13 protein-coding genes are annotated in these 18,259 nt (G+C 68.2%); 3 read left to right on the top strand and 10 right to left on the bottom strand.

The annotated features are described in order from the left end of the window. Window positions 1–51 precede the first annotated feature (51 nt). The 9 genes from JJL56_RS24405 to JJL56_RS24365 all read right to left on the bottom strand — a co-directional run bounded on the left by JJL56_RS24405 (window position 52) and on the right by JJL56_RS24365 (window position 13,014). Entirely contained in the window at window positions 52–1,137 is a 1,086-nt protein-coding gene (locus tag JJL56_RS24405; protein WP_200486634.1) for an efflux RND transporter periplasmic adaptor subunit, read from the bottom strand. Beyond that, the gene (entS, locus tag JJL56_RS24400; RefSeq protein WP_200486633.1) at window positions 1,134–2,384 is read right to left on the bottom strand and encodes an enterobactin transporter EntS; all 1,251 of its coding nucleotides are present in this window, start codon (window positions 2,382–2,384) and stop codon (window positions 1,134–1,136) included. Before entS ends, JJL56_RS24405 begins: the two co-directional genes overlap by 4 nt. 106 nt (window positions 2,385–2,490) lie before the next feature. Further along, entirely contained in the window at window positions 2,491–4,428 is a 1,938-nt protein-coding gene (locus tag JJL56_RS24395) for a TonB-dependent receptor domain-containing protein (RefSeq protein ID WP_345772633.1), read from the bottom strand. Between the two features lie 217 nt (window positions 4,429–4,645). Continuing rightward, window positions 4,646–6,286, bottom strand: a complete 1,641-nt coding sequence (locus tag JJL56_RS24390) for a PepSY-associated TM helix domain-containing protein (protein ID WP_200486632.1) — start codon at window positions 6,284–6,286, stop codon at window positions 4,646–4,648. 43 nt (window positions 6,287–6,329) lie between these two features. Continuing rightward, window positions 6,330–6,647, bottom strand: a complete 318-nt coding sequence (locus JJL56_RS24385; protein WP_200486631.1) for a hypothetical protein — start codon at window positions 6,645–6,647, stop codon at window positions 6,330–6,332. A gap of 3 nt (window positions 6,648–6,650) precedes the next feature. Then, a complete protein-coding gene (locus JJL56_RS24380; protein WP_200486630.1) occupies window positions 6,651–6,938 on the bottom strand; it encodes a hypothetical protein in 288 nt (95 codons plus the stop codon). Window positions 6,939–7,249: 311 nt separating this feature from the next. Beyond that, the gene (locus JJL56_RS24375) at window positions 7,250–7,669 is read right to left on the bottom strand and encodes a response regulator (RefSeq protein ID WP_200486629.1); all 420 of its coding nucleotides are present in this window, start codon (window positions 7,667–7,669) and stop codon (window positions 7,250–7,252) included. Window positions 7,670–7,685: 16 nt separating this feature from the next. Further along, window positions 7,686–11,366 (bottom strand): hybrid sensor histidine kinase/response regulator, encoded by a 3,681-nt coding sequence (locus JJL56_RS24370; RefSeq protein ID WP_345772632.1) that lies wholly within the window; start codon window positions 11,364–11,366, stop codon window positions 7,686–7,688. A 13-nt stretch (window positions 11,367–11,379) separates the two neighbouring features. Beyond that, on the bottom strand, window positions 11,380–13,014 hold the full coding sequence (locus JJL56_RS24365; protein ID WP_345772631.1) for an ABC transporter substrate-binding protein: 1,635 nt from the start codon (window positions 13,012–13,014) through the stop codon (window positions 11,380–11,382). 473 nt (window positions 13,015–13,487) lie between these two features. Between JJL56_RS24365 and JJL56_RS24360 the strand changes: the two genes are divergently transcribed. Together JJL56_RS24360 and JJL56_RS24355 are read left to right on the top strand one after the other, a co-directional pair. After that, on the top strand, window positions 13,488–14,483 hold the full coding sequence (locus tag JJL56_RS24360; protein WP_200486628.1) for an AAA family ATPase: 996 nt from the start codon (window positions 13,488–13,490) through the stop codon (window positions 14,481–14,483). Next, on the top strand, window positions 14,473–15,321 hold the full coding sequence (locus JJL56_RS24355; protein WP_200486627.1) for a ParB/RepB/Spo0J family partition protein: 849 nt from the start codon (window positions 14,473–14,475) through the stop codon (window positions 15,319–15,321). The genes JJL56_RS24360 and JJL56_RS24355 overlap by 11 nt, the downstream gene beginning before the upstream one ends. Window positions 15,322–15,405: 84 nt before the next feature. Here the strand turns inward: JJL56_RS24355 and JJL56_RS24350 are convergent, their stop codons facing one another. Further along, the gene (locus JJL56_RS24350) at window positions 15,406–16,704 is read right to left on the bottom strand and encodes a plasmid replication protein (RefSeq protein WP_200486626.1); all 1,299 of its coding nucleotides are present in this window, start codon (window positions 16,702–16,704) and stop codon (window positions 15,406–15,408) included. Between the two features lie 738 nt (window positions 16,705–17,442). Between JJL56_RS24350 and JJL56_RS24345 the strand changes: the two genes are divergently transcribed. After that, window positions 17,443–18,252 (top strand): helix-turn-helix domain-containing protein, encoded by an 810-nt coding sequence (locus tag JJL56_RS24345; protein WP_200486625.1) that lies wholly within the window; start codon window positions 17,443–17,445, stop codon window positions 18,250–18,252. Window positions 18,253–18,259: the final 7 nt, after the last annotated feature.

Genomic DNA, 18,259 nt, shown 5'->3' with positions numbered 1-18,259 from the left:
GGCACCCTCTCCCCGGAGGGGAGAGGGTTCATCAAAACGCACTCCGGCTCCTCACCCCACCATGTCCGGCACGACCGGCTGGTCGGGGCGCAGGCCCTCGTTGCCCTGGACGACCACCAGATCGTCGGGGCGAAGCTCGTGGCTGAGGATTTCCACATGGTCACCGGAATGGCGGCCCGTGCGCACCGCCACCGGGCGCGCCACCGCCCCGTCGTCGCCGCGCTGCACCACCCAGACACGGGCGCTGCCGTCGGGATGGCGCTGCACCGCGTCCGCCGGGACCTGGAGCGCGATCTCCGCCGTTCCCGGCGCCGGGCCGAGCGCGACGCCGACGCGCGCCGACATGCCGGGCATCAGCCGCCCCTCGGGGTTGGGAAGCGCGATGTGGACGCGGAAGCTGCGGCTGACCGGATCGGCGGCGGGCACCACCCGCTCGACCGCCGTGGCGATGCCGGCCCCCTCCGGCGCGTCGGCGACCAGAACGGTGACCGGCGTGCCGGCTTCGATGCGCCCGTGCTGGCGCTCCGGCACATCGACCACGACGCGCAGCGGGTCGGTGGCGGCGAGTTGAAGCACCGAGCCGCCGGACCCCACCCATTGCCCGCGTTCGGTGCGCCGTTCGGTCACCACCCCGGCGAAGGGCGCGGTCAGCCCGTGGCGCGCCACCTGCTCGCGCTGGATGGCGACAGCGGCGCGGAGTTGGCGGACCTTGGCCTCCTCGATGGCGGCCTGGGCGAGCTGCGTGCGGAAGCGGGACTGCGAGACGCTCTGCACGCCGGCCAGCGCCTCCGCCTCGCGGGCCAGCCGCAGGGCGTCGCGCTGGAGGTGCTCGGCCTCGGCCAGGGAATGTTCCAGCCGCTCCAGTTCCAGCCGGGCGACGGTGTCGTCCAGCCGCAGCAGCGGTTGCCCGGCTTCCACCCGGTCTCCGGCCTCGACCAGAAGGGCGTCCACCCGGCCTTCGACCTGGGCGGACAGGGCACTGCTCCGCGGCGACACCAGCGTGCCGGGGAGATGCAATGCCTGGCGGACGGGGGCGGCGACCACCGCCGTCACCTTCACCCGCGTCTGGGCGGCGGCGGGAAGCGCGGCGGCGAGCAGGGCGGCGGTCAGCAGGATCGGCATGGCGCGGGTCATCATCCGGTTCCCTCCAGGGCGGGGTCGCTCATCGGCGCTCCGCGCATCGTGGTGGCGGTGGCGGTCACGGCGGCGGCGAGCGCCAATGCGCCTAAGCCCAGCGCCAGGATTCCCACGGCGGGGCTCAGCAGCGTCGCCAGCAGGCCCATGCCGATGGTGCCGGCGCTGTCGCCGAACACGTCCTGGGCGGTCCACAGGCTGTTGACGCGGCCCAGCAAATGGTCGGGCGTGTGGCCCTGCACCATGCTGTATTCCAGAAGCGAGGCGATGGAGGTGGCATAGCCGAACAGCACCAGCAGCGGCAGCGCCACATAGAGGCTTCCCACGGCCCCGATCACGGCGACGCAGGCGAAGGCGCCCATGCAGGCGCCGCCCATCACCGGACCCGGACGCTCCAGCCGCGCGGCCCAGCCGCTGAGTGCCGCGCCCAGCGTCGCCCCGATGGGGACGGCGCTGTACATCAGCCCGGTCTCGAAGGCGCCGCCGCCGAACACCTCCTCGACCAAAGCCGGGAAAAGGATGCGGATGGAGGTGGCGACGGTGGTCAGGCAGCCGAGCGCGACCACGCTCACGATCACCTTGTGCCCGAACAGGAAGGCGAAGGCCTGCGCCATGGCGCGCAGCGGATTCTCCCCGGCCTCGCCCTGCGGCATCATCCGGGGCAGGCCGAGCAGGGTCAGGACGGTCAGCCCGGTGCCCAGCGCCGTCAGCAGATAGACCCAGCCGACGCCCATCCCGGCGATCAGCAGGCCGCCCAGTGCCGGCGACAGGATGGTGGCGACGCGCATCGACAGCATGCCCAGCGCGCGGGCCTGCACCAGATTGGCGCGCCCGACGAGATGGGGCATCGCCGCCAGCAGGGCGTTGACTCCGATGGCTCCGAAGAAGCCGTCCCAGAAGGACAGGGCGTAGATCGCCGGAAGGGACGGGGAGGGCAGCGCCGCGTTGGCGGCCAGCCCGAGAAATCCCAGGCCGCAGACGCTGCGGGCGAACAGGATCAGGCGGCGGCGGTCCATCCGGTCGGCCAGCACGCCGCCCAGCAGCAGACCCAGGAACATGCCCACGCCGTCGCAGGCGGCGGCCATCCCGACCTGAAGGCTCGACCCGGTGAGGGCATAGACCTGAAGCGGCACCGCCACCGACAGCAGACCGAGCGCCATCAGCGAAATCGTCCGGGCGATCAGCACGCGGCGGAAATCGGGGTTGGTCTTCAGGAGGCTGACATCGACGAAAAGGTTCGACAGGATCATCGGCGGTCCTTTCCGGCACCGACGCCCGCGGCAACGGGACCGAAGGCGGCTTTCAGAAGGCGGGCGCGCCCGCCCCCGGAGCAAGCCGGGGACGGGCGGCGGCTGATCAGAAGCGGTAGTTGGCGGAGACGTAGTAGTTGCGTCCCACCTCCACCGACGTGAAGTTGACGTTCTTCTCGCTGAGGATGACGTCGGTGATGTTCTTGACGCCGGCCCCGACGGTCAGCGCCTCGGTGACGTCGGCGCTGACTCCCCAGTTGAGCAGGGTGTAGCCGGGCATCTTGCTGGTGCCCTGGAGCTGCGGGCCGGTGTAGCTGGTCGACACCGACGTGCTGACGGTGTCCAGCGCCTGCCAGGTCAGGGAGGCGTTGATCTTGTGGCGCGGACGGTAGTCCAGCTCCGCACCGTTGCTCTGCTCGGTGTAGAGGTAGGTGTAGTTGCCCGACAGCAGCAGCTTCGGCGTCAGGCTGACGGAGCCGGTCACCTCGACGCCCGAGATGTCCACGTTGTTGATGTTGCTCCAATTGCGGGCGACGGCCACCGGATCGTAGACCGCCTGGATCATGTCCTTGACCTTGTTGTGGAACAGCACGACGCTGCCGTCCCAGCGGTCATAGCGGGTTTCCAGGCCGATCTCGTAGTTGGTGCTGGTCTCCGGTTCGAGGTCCGGGTTGCCCGACAGGAAGCAGCGGCCGCCGCAGCTGACGATCCGGTATTCGCGGCTGAGCTGGTAGGCGTCCGGAGCCTTGTAGCCCTGGCTGACGCCGGCCTTCAGCGACAGCGCGTCGGTCAGCGCGTAGACGACGTTGGCGCGGCTGGTGAAGTTGCCGCCGAAGATCTCGTGGTGGTCATAGCGGGTGCCGACCGTCAGGGTCAGCCCGTCGATCAGCCCGATCTGGTCCTGGAGATAGACGGCCTTCTGCCCAATTTCCGACTTGCCGGACTGCAGGAAGGTGTTGGGGTCCTCCACCGTCTGCTTGCGGTATTCCGCACCCGCGGTCAGCCGGTTGAAGCCGAGCTGGAAGTTGGAGCGGCCGTGCAGGAAGAGGTTCTTCTCCTTCAGGTGCCGCTGCTGCGGCGCGTTGAAGGCGGAGTTGAAGTCGTCGATGCGGCCGTCTTCGTAATTGGCCTCCACCAGCGTGTCGCCCCAGCCCCAGTTGCCGCGATGGGCGGCGCCGAAGGTGTTGCGGACGATCTCCTGTTTCTGGGAGGAGAGCCAGCGGTCGTAGTAGCCGCGCGGCCGGTTGTCGCGGTTCAGGCCGTAATTGGCCTCCAGCGTCTGGTTCTCGGTCACGTCGAAAGCCAGCGTGGTCAGCAGGTTCGCCAGATTCTTCTTTTCCAGGACCGGAACGACGCCGTTGTAGCGGGAGTCGTCATACCAGGCCTGCCGGTTGAAATACTCGGCGGAGACCGAGGCCGAGACCTTGTCCACGATCGGGCCGGCGGCGTACAGGCCGGTGCGGTACTGGGTGCCGCCGCGGCCCGGCTCGACGACGCGGTAGTCGCCGTTGATCTCGCCCGACCACTTGTCGGTCGGCTTCTTGGTGATGATGTTGACCACGCCGCCGATGGCGTCGGAGCCGTAGAGCGCCGACATCGGGCCGCGCACGACCTCCACCCGCTCGATGGCCGACATCGGGATCGAGTGGTAGTCGAAGTCGCCGCCCCGCCACAGCGCGTCGGAGGTGGAGACGCGGCGCCCGTTCACCAGCACCAGCGAGTAGTTTTGGCCCATGCCGCGGATCACCACCTCGTCGCGGCCCGTGGCGTCGGTGCGGTCGTTCACGCCCACCGAGCGGCCCAGGACTTCCGGCAGGCCGGAGGAGGCGACGCCCTCTCTCTTCAGATCCTCCGACGTGATGACGGTGGTGAAAGCGGGAGCGGTCAGCGTGCTCTGTGCCGTGCCGGTCGCCGTCACCGTCACCGGTCCCAGCGTCTGGACGGCGGCGGGCGCCCCTTGCGCGGCGGCCTGCTGGGCCAGCGCCGGCGTTCCCCCCGCCAGCGCGGCCGCCAACGCCGCACCCACCATGGTTGCGGATTTCACCGCAGCCACCGGACGGCCGGCTGCCGTTCCTTCCTCTGCACACGCCCCCGATGTGCGATTGGTCATACTCATATCCCCTGATTAGACAAATGCGTAGTTGCTAATGCGACTCATTCTCAACTACTTCTTCCGATTGTTAGTGCATATCCCTTTTCGCTGCAAGGACTATGACTCGGCGAAGTTGTCTTTCCGGCGAGCCCCATCACTCGTGAGGGGATCACTCCGCCGGGTTGGCCAGCGGCTGGATGCCCATCTCCGAGTCCGAGCGCTCAACCGGGGAGGCCCAAACGCTGTCCCGCGGGCCGGTTTGGGCGCGCCGCTCCGCGCTGCGGGCCAGGGCGACGAAGGCCAGGGCGCCGGCCAGCGCCACCAGATCGACACCGACCAGCCCATCCGACACCCAAAGACCCGGCGTGACGAGACCGAGCAGCGACGTCGCCGGAATGGCGGCTGTGGCCGCCGCGCTGGCCCGCAAAAGCTCCACCCCGGCGCGGGCCGCCCCGCGCAGGAAGGCCCAGGCGCAGGCTCCCAGGAAAGCCGCGTAGTAGATGCCCCAATGCCAGGCGTGCAGGTCGTCCACCAGACCGCTCAGCCATTTTCCGGCGGCGATGGTCAGCGACAGGCCGCCCACGCAGCCCAGGCAGACCCCGACCGTCCCGGCGGCCAGCAGGCGCGTGGTGCGGCTCTGCTCGACCGGGCCGCTGGCCGACCGGCCTTTCGCCTGCCGCTCCGTGCGCCGCCGCGATTCGATCCACAGCAGGTTGCCGGTGTAGAACAGCGCCGCTCCGGCCAGCCCGAGCAGGAAGTAGGACCAGCGCACGATGCCGCCGCCGAAGGTCCCGAAATGCAGCGCGAAGAAGGCCGAGACGGTGGCCGACCATCCGTTCTGGTGGCCCGGCATGTATTGGGTGTCGATGATCCGGCCATCCACCGCGCCCATCAGGACGAAGCCCTCCCGCCGCACCAGATAGCGCGGGTCATGGCCCCAGACGCGCACGGTGGCGGCCCCGGTGCCGGCGTCGTGGTACTCCAGGCTGACCGGCTGGAAACCGGGGGCGAGGCTGTGGACGCGCGTCAGGAACTCCTTGGGCGGGAGCATCCCCGCCGGGCCCATGTCCTTTGATACGGTGCGGAAGGGGCTGCTGGCCGCCGCCACGGCGCGCATCTGCCCGCCATAGACCACACGGTCCAGCGTGTCGTAGATGTGGTCGTGCAGCCCGAACACCACCGCCGACAGGGCGATGACGATGTGGAAGGGCAGGCTGATCAGTCCCAGCACGTTGTGGGCGTCCAGCCACAGGCGCTTCACGTTCCGGGTAACGCGCAGGATCAGGAAGTCCTTGACCAGCGACGGCAGCAGGATGATCACGCCCGACACCAGGGCCACGACGTAGAGCGCGCTGGCGATGCCGGTCACCATGGTGCCGATGTCCAGATCGCCCGGAATGCCCACGGTGCGGTGCAGGAAATCCACCAGCAGCCCGATGCCCGACGGGTTGAGCTGCTCCACCGCCACGCTCCCGTCCGGCGCCAGGGTGGCGGCCCAGGGGGCGGGGTCGAAGCGTTCCTCGGTCCAGGTCAGGCGCAGCGGCGCCTCTCCGGCCAGCGCCGGTTCCACAGCCAGGGTGAAGTCCCGCACCTCCGGCCGCAGGGCGCGCGTGGCGGCGACCAGATCCTCCGCCCGGTCGAGCGTCGCCGGAGTCACCGCCGCTGGCGGCGTGATCCAGCGCTCCAGCGGTTCCTTGAACATGGTCAGGGCGCCGGCATAGAAGCAGACGAACAGGATCAACCCGGTCAGGATGCCGGTCCAGGTGTGGACCTGACGGTAGATGCGCACGACGTCGGTGCGGATGGCCATGGCTCGGCTCGCGGCTGTGAGGGCGGGACGGGTGGGCGAAGGGTCAGTGCAACAGCGGGCTGCGCGCGGCGAGCAGCGCTGTGTGGGCCAGGATGTTGGCGCAGCCCAGCCACAGCCAGGCCTGACGCCCGCTGCGGAACAGGAAGCAGACGCTGACCACCCCCAGCCAGATCGGAACGACGAGCCACATGATGAATTGCAGCTTGTTCACCGCGGCCGGCCCGCCGGGGCCGATCCAGGCGAACAGTCCCGACAGGGCGATGGCCAGCGAGAATCCCAGGACCACCCCGGCCACGCTCTTGCTCCACCAGTCAGGATGGATCGGGGCCTGCGTGTTGCGGGCGGCGGATGTGTCGGCCATCGCTCAGCCCTCCCGGCGCGCGGGCAAGGCTCCGCGGGCGGCGGCGGCGAACGGCAGGATGGTGAGGACCAGCATCGCGACGGTGAGGCTGGTGAACAGCGCGGTTACCGGATGCATCACCACCGACCACAGCAGCCACCCTTCCAGCAGTGCGAGCGTCCCGATTATGCGGCTGCGGCGACCGGCCAGCGGACGGATCAGCCATTGCTGGCGGGGTGCCGAAAGGTAGAAACAGACGATTCCGACCAGGGTCGCGGCGAAGGCCAGCCCGTGAAAGGCGGTTTCTGCCATCGGTGCGGTTCCAATCATGGCGCGCCAATCCGATTTGGTGGAGAAAGGCCATGTTCTGCCAATCAGGAATTGAAATTGCAAGTGATTCCTATTTGCATTAAAAATCACAGCTGCGGTCGTTGACCGGCGCTCGCTCCGCGTTTTTTCAAGAAGCCTCGGAAGCTGGTTTTGCCCATGGCTGTGGAGCGCGGGTGGCCGGGCCGCCGCGTGGCGTCGCTCAAACCGAAGCGTTCCTCACCCGCCCATCTAACCTGCGGCAGAACGCGCAACGCCGGCTTCAGGGCGGTTGCGACGGCGGGTTCAGGCTGGTTTCAGGTCAGCCATTGCGTCATTCCCGTGTTGCTGGACACCACCGCGTCGATGCTGTCGCGCAGCTTGGCGAGGCTGATCGGCTTCACCAGATAGCCGTTGACGTTGTGTTCCTTGGCGAAGCGCACGGTGCTGAGGTCGGCGTCGCCGGTCAGGAAGATCACCGGGGTCTTGTCCACATCCTTGACCTTGATCCCCCGCACGCCCTGCAGGAACTGCTTGCCGTTCATCGGCGCCATGTGGATGTCGCAGAAGACGATGTCCGGGCGTGTGCGCACCACCTCCATCAGCCCATCCTTGCCGTTGGAGGATTCCGCGATCGAGCGGACGCCGATCTCCTTCAGCACCTTACGGATCAGGCCTCGGGTGAAGTTGTCGTCCTCGACGATCAGGATGCTCAACTTCGAGTAATCTACCGCCATGGTGGGCTGCCCTTGTTCAAGACGTCGGTGCGGGACTGTGCGACGCCCGCATCGCGGCGGTCGCGGTGATCAGCTCGTCCAGGGTGGCGTCCAGCATGCTGGCGAGAAGCGCGGCGGTCTCCGCGTCCCCGGCGTCCAGCAGGTCCTGGGTGTCGGCGGCCAGCCGGCCCAGCCGGGCCGCCCCGATCGACAGGGCCGCCCCCTTCAGCGCATGGACCGCGTCGCGGGCTTCCCCGGCGGCTCCGGCCTCCAGCGCCGTCACGGCGGCCTGGATCAACCCCGGCGCCATGCTTAGGAAATCGCCGAGGAAAACCATGGCGTCCGGGTCGTCGCGGCCGAAATTCTGGCCCAGCTGGCCGAGGTCGAAGATCTGCGGGTCGATGTCGGCGTCCGCCCAACTCGGCGCAGGCAGCGCAACGGCCACCGGCTCCGGCTTGGCGGGCGGGCGCCGGGCCGGCAGGCGCAGCGAGCGGGCTTGCGGCAGGAAGCGGTCCAGCGTTTCGGCCAGCAGCCGGGATTCGATGGGCTTCGTCAGATAGCCGTCCATCCCCGCTTCCAGGCAGCGCTGCTGGGTGCCCGGCAGAGCATCGGCGGTCAGGGCGACGATGGGCAGCCGGGTCACGGCACCGGCGCCCAACGCCTCCGCCAGCTCCCGCTCGCGGGCGCGGATGGCGTGGGTCAGGCCGAAGCCGTCCATCTCCGGCATGTGGAAGTCGGTCAGCAGCAGGCCATGGCGGCCCGGCTGCAGCATTTCCAGCGCGCGGGCGCCGTTGTCGGCCATTTCGATGGCGTAGCCGCGCTTGTTCAGCATGCGGCGGATCACCGTCTGGTTGATCGGGTTGTCCTCCGCGACCAGGATCAGCGCACCGGCCGCGATGGCGGTCTCGATGGGCGGCGGTTCCCAGCCGGCGGCGTCATGCTCCCGCGGTTCCGACCGCCGTTCCAGGCTGGCCCGGCCCAGCGCCGCCGCGATGGCCAGCCAGACCCGCCGCCGCCGCAAAGGCAGATTGACGGCGCACAGCAGCCCGATGCGGTCGGCTTCCGACATGGTGGAGGCCAGCGCCCGCGGAACGGCCAGGATGACCGCGGGGATGGGACCGTCGGCGAAGGCGGGGGACTGCACGATGGCGCGGCAGCAGGCGATGGCGGCTTCGGACTGAACCCCGCCATTGACCAGCACCACCAGACGCCCGGCCTCGCCGCCAAGAGCGGACTGATCCGCCGGACCGACCCGGGTCTCGGTCACCGCCTCAAGGCCGCCGTTCAGATCGTACCAGCCCAGCGGGGCGATGCCGGCGGCGGCCAGGATGCCCTGCAGCGCCCGGCGCCCGTCCCCATCGAAGCCGATGGCCACCACGCGGGCGTCGTCCACCGCCACCGCCGGGGCCGCTGGCGTTCGCGGCTGCGGGCAGTCGGCGGAGGGAGCGGCCACCGCGAAGGGCAGCTCGAACCAGAAGGTGGAGCCCTCGCCGAACACCGAATCCACCCCGATGCCGCCCCCCATCATGGTGCACAGCTTGTGGCAGATGGTCAGCCCCAGCCCGGTGCCGCCGAAGCGGCGCGAGGTGGAACTGTCGGCCTGCTGGAAGGGCTGGAACAGCTTGGCCCGCTGCTCCTCGGTCAGGCCGATGCCGCTGTCGGTCACGGCGAAGCGCAGCATCACTCCGTCATCCGTGGCACCATCCGTGGCGGAACGCGGTTCGGCGCTGACCGTCACGGCGACGCTGCCCTTCTCGGTGAATTTGACGGCGTTGCCCATCAGGTTGATGAGGATCTGCCGCACGCGCGTCGGATCGCCGGTCAGCCGGTCGGGAACGCACGGCCCGACATCGACGGACAGCTGAAGCCCCTTTTCCTCGATGCGCCCGGCTACCAGCTCCGCCGACTCCTCGACCACCTCCAGGGGGGAGAAGGGAACGGATTCGATCTCCAGCTTGCCCGCCTCGATCTTGGAGAAGTCGAGGATGTCGTTGATGATGATGAGAAGCGCCTGGGCCGAAGACCGGATGACGCCCAGCATGCCGTGCTGTTCCTCGGTCAGGTCGGTCTGGTCCAGCATCTCGGCCATCGCCGTCACGCCGTTCATCGGTGTGCGGATCTCGTGGCTCATCACTGCCAGGAAGGAGGACTTCGCCCGCGTCGCCTCCTCCGCCTGGTTCTTGGCCTCGTGCAGGGCGGTTTCCCGTTGGGCGATCTCGGTGACGAAATGCTGCACCGAGCGGGCCATGGCCCCGACCTCGTCCTGGCGTCCGGTGTCCACGATGTCGCCGGTCAGCGGGTTTCCGGCCAGATGGACCATCTGCCTTTGCAGGCGGTCCAGCGGACGGGTGATCGAGCGCGCGGCGTAGAAGGCCCCGGCGATGGCCAACAGCAGGCCGGCGGTGGCGCCGAGCACGAGCGCCGACCGCAGGAAGGCCCCGATGGTTTCGGCGTTGCTGCGGAAGATGTCGTTCAGCGCGCTGGCGCCCGACGCCATCTCCTTCGCATCGCCGTCCATCTGGGCGATCATCAGATCCTGGATGCTCAGCCCATCGCGCACCTTGTCCAGGCTGTCCCGCCAGCCGGCCACGGCGGACATCATGCCGCCGCGAACCAGCGGGGGCAGGGCGATCCGCGCGATCTGCTCCTCCACCGCGGCGCCGTCCGCGATCAGCGCGATGGTCGCGCCGATGTCCCGATTGCCGACCGCGTCGGCGGTGCTGTGCGCCAGCTTCAGCACGGCGATGGTCACGCCCTGCGCCTGTTGTTCGGTCTCGTTGGCCGACACGGCATGGGCGGTGAGTTCGGTGACCTCGTTCAGCGTGGCGGCGTAGGCCGTGCCATAGACGTTCAGGATCTGGTCGATGCGCTTTTCCAGCTCCTGCGCGCTGTCCCGGATGTCGCCGCCGTCCATCAACGCGCCGGACACCTGCGAGACCGCCGCGACGATGCGCTTCGGCCCCCGGCTCCCACGCCCTTCCGCGGCGGCGGCCCGCTCCAGTGCTTCCTCCAGCGCCTCCGCGCTGTTGCTCAGGCGCAGCATCAGCACGCCGGTGTCGTGCGAGTCGGCGTTTCTGGACGTCGCGCCGCCGCCTTGAGTCTGTCCGGCCCCCTGGGACAGCCGTGCCGCCTCGTGCCGCCACAGCCCGGCCAGCGCGGCGTAGATGCTGCGGGCGTTGTCCAGAACGTCGCGGTGCAGGCTCAAGCGGCGGTCGGAGTCGGCGACGGTCTCGGCATAGCCGAGGTTGGCGAGATTCTGGCGCTGGCGGGCGGCGTCGGTGATGTCGATCAGCAGGGCCGCCTGCTGGGCCATGGCGCCGATCAGGGCATCGTTCTGCTCCGTGACCGCCTTCAGCTCCTCCATCTGCGTGGTGTAGCGGTCCAGAATCCGCCGCGTCTCGCTGACGGCGCCTTCCAGCGCATCGTCTTCCGTTGCGTCGGCCAGAGCGTCGAGCTGGCGGCGCGCCTCGCCGGTGTGGGCGTCGAAGCGGACGGCCTGCGCCGCCCGCCGGCTGGCCGCCGTGTTCAGATAGTCGGAGCGCGCCGCCTCCGCCCCCAGCAGTTCGCGGTAGATCGTGCCGGCGGTGACCACCGAACCGTTGGCGCGGTCGGATTGCTGCAGCAGGAACCATGCGACGATGGCGATGGCCGCCGCCACCAGCACCGGCATGCCGCCGACCGCGGCGATCCGCTGGGCGATGTTGGTACGGATCGTCACCGCGCGCCGCCGCTCACCGGGCGAGATCGACGCGGTGGAACAGGTGCAGGCCGAAGGGATTCATCCGATAGCCCTTCACCTCCTCGCGCAGCACCATGAACACCATGGAATGGGCCAGCGGCAGCCATGGAGCCTGGTCTTTGAACACCTCCTGCGCCCGGTGGTACAGGGCGGTGCGCTTGGCGACGTCGGTGGTCTGCTTGGCCTCGGTGATGAGGTCGTCGAAGGAGCGGTCGCACCATTTGCCCATGTTGCCGCCGCCCTTGCGGGCCCCCTCGCAGCTCAGCAGCGTGTAGAGGAAATTGTCCGGGTCGCTGTTGTCGCCGGTCCAGCCGATCATGCCCAGCTGGTGGTCGCCGTTCATCAGCCTCTTCATGTAGACCGACCAGTCGTCGGTCACCAGGGTCGCCTTGACGCCGACCTGGGCCAGGTCGTTGGCCATCATTTCCGCCGCCCGCTTGCCGGCGGGCATGTAGGGGCGGGCCACCGGCATGTGCCACAACTCGATCTCGAAGCCGTTGGCGTGGCCGGCCTCGGCCAGAAGCTGGCTCGCGCCCTTGGGGTCGTAGGGGATGTCCGTGATGGCGTCGTTGTAGCCCCAGCTCGTCGGCGGCAGGGGGTTCTTCGCCGTGCGCCCGGTGTCGCCGTAGAGCGCGTCCACCAGCGTTTCCTTGTCGATGGCCATGCTGATCGCCCGGCGCACCCGCACGTCGTCCAGCGGCTTCCTCTCCACGTTGAAGGTGAGGAAGGCGACGTTGTAGCCCTCCTGCCGCAGCAGGGTCAGCGATTGGCTGTTCCGGATCTTCGGCAGGTCGGTCAGATTGGGATAAGGCATGACGTGGCATTCGCCGGCCTGCAGCCGGTTCAAGCGGACCGTGGCGTTGGGGGTGATGGCGAAGACCAGATTGTCCAGCGGCGGGCGCCCCGCCCAATGCCCCTCGAACGCCTTGTACTGGAGCAGGTTGTCCTTCTGATAGGAGAGAAGCTGGAAGGCGCCGGTACCCACCGGCTCCAGATCGAACAGCTCCGGCGTGCCGCGCTTGGCCATGGTGTCGGCGTATTCCGCCGAGGTGATGGCGGCGAAGACCATCGACAGGTTGGCCAGGAAGGGCGCTTGCGGCCGGTTGAGGGTGAAGCGCACCGTCAGGTCGTCCACCGCCTCGATCGACTTGAGCATCGATCCCATGGAGAGGTCGTTGAAGTAGTTGTAGGCCCCGTTTCCGACCGAATGGTACGGGTGGTCCTTGTGCCACTGCCGGAAGAAGCTGAACAGCACGTCGGCGGAGGTCAGCGTGCGCGTCGGCGTGTAGCCGGGCGTGTCGTGGAAGCGCACGCCGGGCCGCAGTTTGAACGTGTAGACGGTGCCGTCCGGCGAGATGGTCCAGGATTCCGCCAGCGCGGGCACGATGCTCTTCGATTCCGCGTCGAAGCGCACCAGCGTGTCGTAGGCGTGCAGAATCGCGTCGAAACTGGTGTTGGTGCGGGCCAGCGCCGGGGCCAGATTGTCCGGGTTGCCTTCCGAACAGAAGACCAGCGTCGATGCCGCCTCGGCCTTCTGCTGCGCTCCGGCACCCGCCAGAGCGGCCGCCGCGATCAGGAATGCCCCGCCCAGCCGGGCCACCCCTTTCTTCAACAAACCTGCCTTCACCGCGCCGTACTCCTTCAACCGATCACCTGCCCGAGCCCCGAATTGGTTCGCGGAGATTAAAGCCAAGAGGCGCTTACTTGCAATTGATGATATCTTTCAAAAGACAATCTTTAAGTTTCTCCGGGGAAACAATACTTCGCCGTCGAAATTTTCTATAACGACCCGACCGCGGCGTGGCCCAGCCGAGCGGCTCCCGGATCGCTTGCTCGACGACCGTGCCCGATCCTCCGGCCAGGGCACCGCGTTTGGATCAACGTCCGGGCCGCCTCCGGCGATGCGTTGCCCGGAAGCGGACCGGCTGAGGTTAAGTCGATTTAAGCTCGCAAAAGCTGCGCACTATCGGACAATGCGCAACTTCCCGGATTGGAGGGCGAAGTCGCTCTGTTGAGGCAATCTTGGGAAAATCCCGTTGACAATGTTGAGGGTGTAACGAAGGATGCGGCCGGACAGGCGGACGGGAGACCCCACGAACCATGGCCGGAGAAAGCCTCAAGGGGCTGCGCGAGGAGCGCGGATGGAGCCAGACCGAGCTGGCGGCTTGGCTCAACAATAGCCTCGGCCGCAAATACGACCGGGCTCAGATCTCACGCTGGGAAAGCGGATCGGAACGGACCCCCAAAGCGGTCGTGGACGCGGTCGAGACCGAGCGCAGCACCGACCGGCCGCGCCACGCCACCGTCGTGATGTGTGGATCGGCGAAAGGAGGCGTTTCGAAGACGACCTCGGCCCTGTGCATCGCTTATTGCCTGCTCGCCCAGGGGGCGAAGGTTCTGCTGATCGACTGCGACAGCCAGGGCAGCGCCACCGTCCATCTCGGCTACTCGCCGACCCAGATGGACCAGATGGAGGTCGAACGCCGGACCCTGTACTACGCCCTGGCGGACGACAAGCCCTTCACCGACTACATCATCCAAACCCCGGAGCCGCGGCTCGACCTCCTTCCCGCCTTCATGAGCCTGGCCGACGCCGACGTCGAACTTGCCCTTGGCAAGCTGGCGCCCCTCCGCCAGCGCATCGGCGAAGTCCGGAAACACTACGACTTCATCGTCCTCGACACTGCTCCGAACCTGGGCGCCGTCACCGTCAGCGCGCTCGAGGCATCGGACCTTCTGCTGGTGCCGTGCCAGACCGAGGCGTTGGCGCTCGTCGGCCTGCGAAACGTGCTGCAATCCCTGGAGAATCTGCGGCGGCGCCGCAATCCCGGGCTGCGCATGCTGGGCATCCTCCCCACGCTGTTCTCCGCCCGCCTGACCCAGGACCAGGCGACGCTGGAGGATCTGCGCCGGGGCTACGGCGATCGCTACCGCATCTTCGATCCCATTCCGAGAGCGACCGTGTTCGCGCAGGCGGCGGCGTCGGGCGTGATACCTCTCGCCGCCGTCAAGAGCATCCCCGGACGCGCCGTCTTCGAGGAGATCGCCGCCGCCGCCCGCGCCGCCGCCAAGGAGATGAAGGCCCATGTCGCGTAAGCTCGCCCGCCGCACCGACCTGACCGCATCGGCCGAGGTGACGGGACCGGCGCCGAAGGCGTTCGGCCTCTCCGACGACTTCCCCTCGGTGCTCGAACTGGACATCGACCGCATCGACCGCCACGCGCACCAGCCGCGCGCCGTGCAGGACGATGCTTCCCTCGCCGAACTGCGGCAGTCCATCCTGCGGCATGGCCTGATGTACCCGATCCTGGTGACCCCCGGAGGCGGCAACGGCTACGCCCTGGTCGGCGGCGGACGGCGCCTGCGGGTTTTCGAGTTGCTGGGCCGAACCACGATCTTCGCGCGGGTGCTCTCGGGAGACCCTGACGAGCTGGCGCTGGTCGACAATCTGCAGCGCAAATCGCTGAACGCGGTCGAAACGGCCCGCTCGCTTGACGGCCTTCGCAACAAGCACGGCTACACCCAGGAAAAGCTGGCCGAAGTGATCGGCAAGACTCCCGCGGCGATCTCGCGGGCGCTCGGCATCCTCACTCTGCCGCCGGACGTGCTCGACGAGTACATGACCCTCTCCGACCGCGTTCCGCAGACCACGCTGGAGGAAGTCGCCGCCGCGCCCAGCGAAGACGGGCAGCGCAAGCTGTGGAGCCTCGCCAGAAGGGGAGCGACGGCGAAGGCGATCACCGAGCAGCGTCAGGAGATGAAGCGCAAGGAGCCGGATGGCCTCTTGCTCAGGAGACGCGCGGCCGGTGCTGCGGTTCGGGGGCTGATTCACATGGTTGCCAAGCTTGAGGACAACCGTGAGGGCATCGGCGCCGCCGAACGGTCCGCTCTCGAGGCGGTTCAGAAGAAGCTGGCGGCGCTCCTCGCCGAATGAATCGGCTCGCCGCACCGCCCGGCCTGCCTATCGGGCGGGCGGGAGAGGGCGGGGGCTGTTCACATTTGCCCCCCCTGCCTACGCTTACTTGACGATGTCCAGCAGAGGCATCTGCCCGTCGCCACCCTTCGGCAGCGCCGCGCGACGGCGACGGCGGCTTTGGTTGGCCACCTCGGGAGTGACCGGAACGAAACGCTTGGGGCGCCCGCTCTCGTCGAGATCGTCGTTGTCGACCACCAGGGTGAGTTCGCGTTCGTTGACGGTCCGCTCCGCCACCGCGCGACGGATCTGGTCGAGGAAGGACTGGGAGGGATAAAGGTTGTACTCGACGTCGACGTACTTCCGCCCCTCCTTGATCTCCTCGATCTCGATGCGGTCGAGTGCCCCGATCTGCGTGTCGGCGAGCGCCTTGACGACGTCGTGAATCCGCAGCCGCATGTCGCGGAACCGCGACCACTCCGACATTCCGGAATCGCGGATGATGTCGCGGGCGGTGATGCTGACGACCGACTGCGAGGGGTCCTGCCTCAGCGTCTCCGCGATGCGCTTGAACAGCCAGCGCGAGAACGGGTTGCGGATCTTCATCAGGGCTTCGTAGGAGATCGAGTGCCAGTCGACCCGGCGGATCGCCTCGCGAAGCATCATGTTGAATTGGACGAAGGTCTCCGCGTCGCTGCTCTCGTCATCGAGGATCGAGGCATCGTCGGCGTCGTCCGTCTCGCTGGGACGCTGCCGCAACCCGAGGCCGGCGAAGATGCCGGAATCCATCATGACCTTGCGGCGGCCGCGGCGCTCGATCTGGACCGTGCAGCGCCGCATGATCATCAGCGCTTCCTTGATCTCCGGAATGCTGAGGGTGTGCCGGACGGAGCGAAGCTCCTGCCAGACCTCGTAGAGCGAGAAGCGCAGGATCGCCTCGCCGTTGTCCACCGACAGGCGCGCCGGGTCCGAGGCCAGCTTGCGGATCACGTCCTCGATGATCTGTTCGCGCTCGCCCGGATAGGCGTCGATCTCCTCCACCACCTGAGCCCCGTCGGCGTCACGAACGAAACGGCCGTCCTTGCCCTTCACCCGGCGCTGGATGCGCGCCGGAACGACCGTGAGGTGGTAGATCTGATCGGCGAAGGAGAATTGACGGTGGATCATCGGCAGGCGATCGTCCTGAGCCGCGGGATCGCGGGGCTCCAGGCTGTGCGCCGCCTGCCCGTTGGCCTTCGATTCAGGGCTGTCGAAAATGTACTTCGGAGCCAGATCGTACAGAGACACCATGTTGACGCTGTGGCGCCGGCCCGTGGTCGCGTCGATGTGTTCGAACAGCGTGCCCTGGACGGTCTGGCCCGGCGTCTCCATACGGCGCTGCTTGACGACGATCTGCCCCGACATCTGGTGCCTCTCCGAAATCCTGAACACCAAGCCTATGTCTCTTCCGCCGCCCAACGCAACGACGTCGCGCGCAGAACCATAGGTGACAGGCGCGCATGCTGTAGGTGGCAGGCGCGCTTCCGGTAGGCAACGGGCGCACAGGCAGTAGGTCACAGGCGCGCTTGCCGAAGAACAGGCCGGCACAGGGCCGAATCGGACGGCCCCTTCAACGCGGTGATGGCGTCGCGCCACGCTTCGCCACCACATGGCCCCCAAGGGTTGGCCCGGTCGCACGAGCGCGCCGGCAAATCCTTTCCAGGCTCCGCAAGCTGGAGATTCCGCGCTGCGGCGGAGCGCGCCTGCGACCTACCGGGTGGTCCGGCTCATCGAGCGCGCCTGACACCTAGAGAATCCAACGAGTCGAAGCGCGCCTGTGCCCTATCCCGGCAGCCCCGAAACGCGCCTGTATCCTATAGGATGGGGCGGTTCCGGAGTCTCCTCGACGCACCGATAGGTCACAGGCGCGTTTCGACGCCCCCGAGTCGCTGTGGTTACCGCGCCTGACACCTTCATATGCGCGTCTGTCGCCTGCCGATGCCGCGCCTGCAACCTTCGCAATTGCGCCTGACACCTACCACGAGCGCGCCCGCCACCTGTCGATAGGAGACGGGCGCGCTTTGGTGACTCCGAAGCATCCGGGGAATCCTGCCCGCAAGAACGCCGGCCCACGCCGGTTCCACGATCTCGCGGGAGCGCCGCATGACCACCACGACCGAGAGCAACAACCGCTGGGGCAAGATCCCCGCCTGGTGGCTCGACCACCCCGACCTCGACGCGGATGGCTTCGCCGTGCTTGCGGCGCTTGCCACCTTCGCCAACGAGAACGGCGTCTGCTGGCCGTCGCAGTCGACGCTGGCGGCAAAGCTGAAACGCTCGCGCCCGACCATCAACCGCATCCTGCAGCGCCTACACGACATCGGTCTGGTTACCATCGAGCACCGTCGCGGCCGCGACGGCTCGCGGCTGTCCTGCCTGTACCAGCTGCGCGTCGCCCAGACCGAGGAGGACGTCCCCCGGGCCGCTGGCAACCAAGCACCGTTGCGCCCTGTTGCGGCCGGCGACAGGGATGACTCGCCGGTGAACGCTCCCTGTCCAGCACCGAGTCAGGAACACCGTCATCCTGAACAGAATCCGGACTCGCTCGCTTCGGGTGGGCGCGGACCGGCGTGTGTGGTGCCCGCGGATTGGATGCCCAACGCCGACGACCTCGCCTGGGCCCGGAGCGGCTTCGGAACGGTCGATCTCAGCCGGCATGTCGAAGGGTTTGTCCTGCGCTGCCAAGCGCACGGCTACCGGTACCGTGACATCTCCGCGGCTTGGCGGGCGTGGCTGGCCCAGGATGTGGCGGCCGGCAAAGCGCCGACGGTGATTCCCACCCCGTCCGGCGGGACGGCCACCATGAGCACCAGTCACGCCCGCCAAAGCGTCGCCGAACAGCGGGTCGATGCCTGGATGACCGTTGCCGCAAGGCTCAAGGGCGCCCAGCCCGCCCCCCGTTCCCGATTCTGAGGAGGTT

The organism is Azospirillum aestuarii, from assembly GCF_016632405.1.
Taxonomy (GTDB): Bacteria; Pseudomonadota; Alphaproteobacteria; order Azospirillales; family Azospirillaceae; genus Azospirillum; species Azospirillum aestuarii.
Note: the sequence above shows the minus strand (reverse complement) of the source record. Positions and strands in the feature narration are given on the sequence as shown.

Excerpts from the sequence above, each read along its gene's own strand:
- JJL56_RS24385 (WP_200486631.1), bottom strand. The coding sequence starts at position 6,647 with ATGGCCGACACATCCGCCGCCCGCAACACGCAGGCCCCGATCCATCCT.
- JJL56_RS24360 (WP_200486628.1), top strand. The coding sequence starts at position 13,488 with ATGGCCGGAGAAAGCCTCAAGGGGCTGCGCGAGGAGCGCGGATGGAGC.
- JJL56_RS24380 (WP_200486630.1), bottom strand. The coding sequence starts at position 6,938 with ATGGCAGAAACCGCCTTTCACGGGCTGGCCTTCGCCGCGACCCTGGTC.
- JJL56_RS24405 (WP_200486634.1), bottom strand. The coding sequence starts at position 1,137 with ATGATGACCCGCGCCATGCCGATCCTGCTGACCGCCGCCCTGCTCGCC.
- JJL56_RS24350 (WP_200486626.1), bottom strand. The coding sequence starts at position 16,704 with ATGTCGGGGCAGATCGTCGTCAAGCAGCGCCGTATGGAGACGCCGGGC.
- JJL56_RS24345 (WP_200486625.1), top strand. The coding sequence starts at position 17,443 with ATGACCACCACGACCGAGAGCAACAACCGCTGGGGCAAGATCCCCGCC.
- JJL56_RS24355 (WP_200486627.1), top strand. The coding sequence starts at position 14,473 with ATGTCGCGTAAGCTCGCCCGCCGCACCGACCTGACCGCATCGGCCGAG.
- entS (WP_200486633.1), bottom strand. The coding sequence starts at position 2,384 with ATGATCCTGTCGAACCTTTTCGTCGATGTCAGCCTCCTGAAGACCAAC.
- JJL56_RS24375 (WP_200486629.1), bottom strand. The coding sequence starts at position 7,669 with ATGGCGGTAGATTACTCGAAGTTGAGCATCCTGATCGTCGAGGACGAC.
- JJL56_RS24390 (WP_200486632.1), bottom strand. The coding sequence starts at position 6,286 with ATGGCCATCCGCACCGACGTCGTGCGCATCTACCGTCAGGTCCACACC.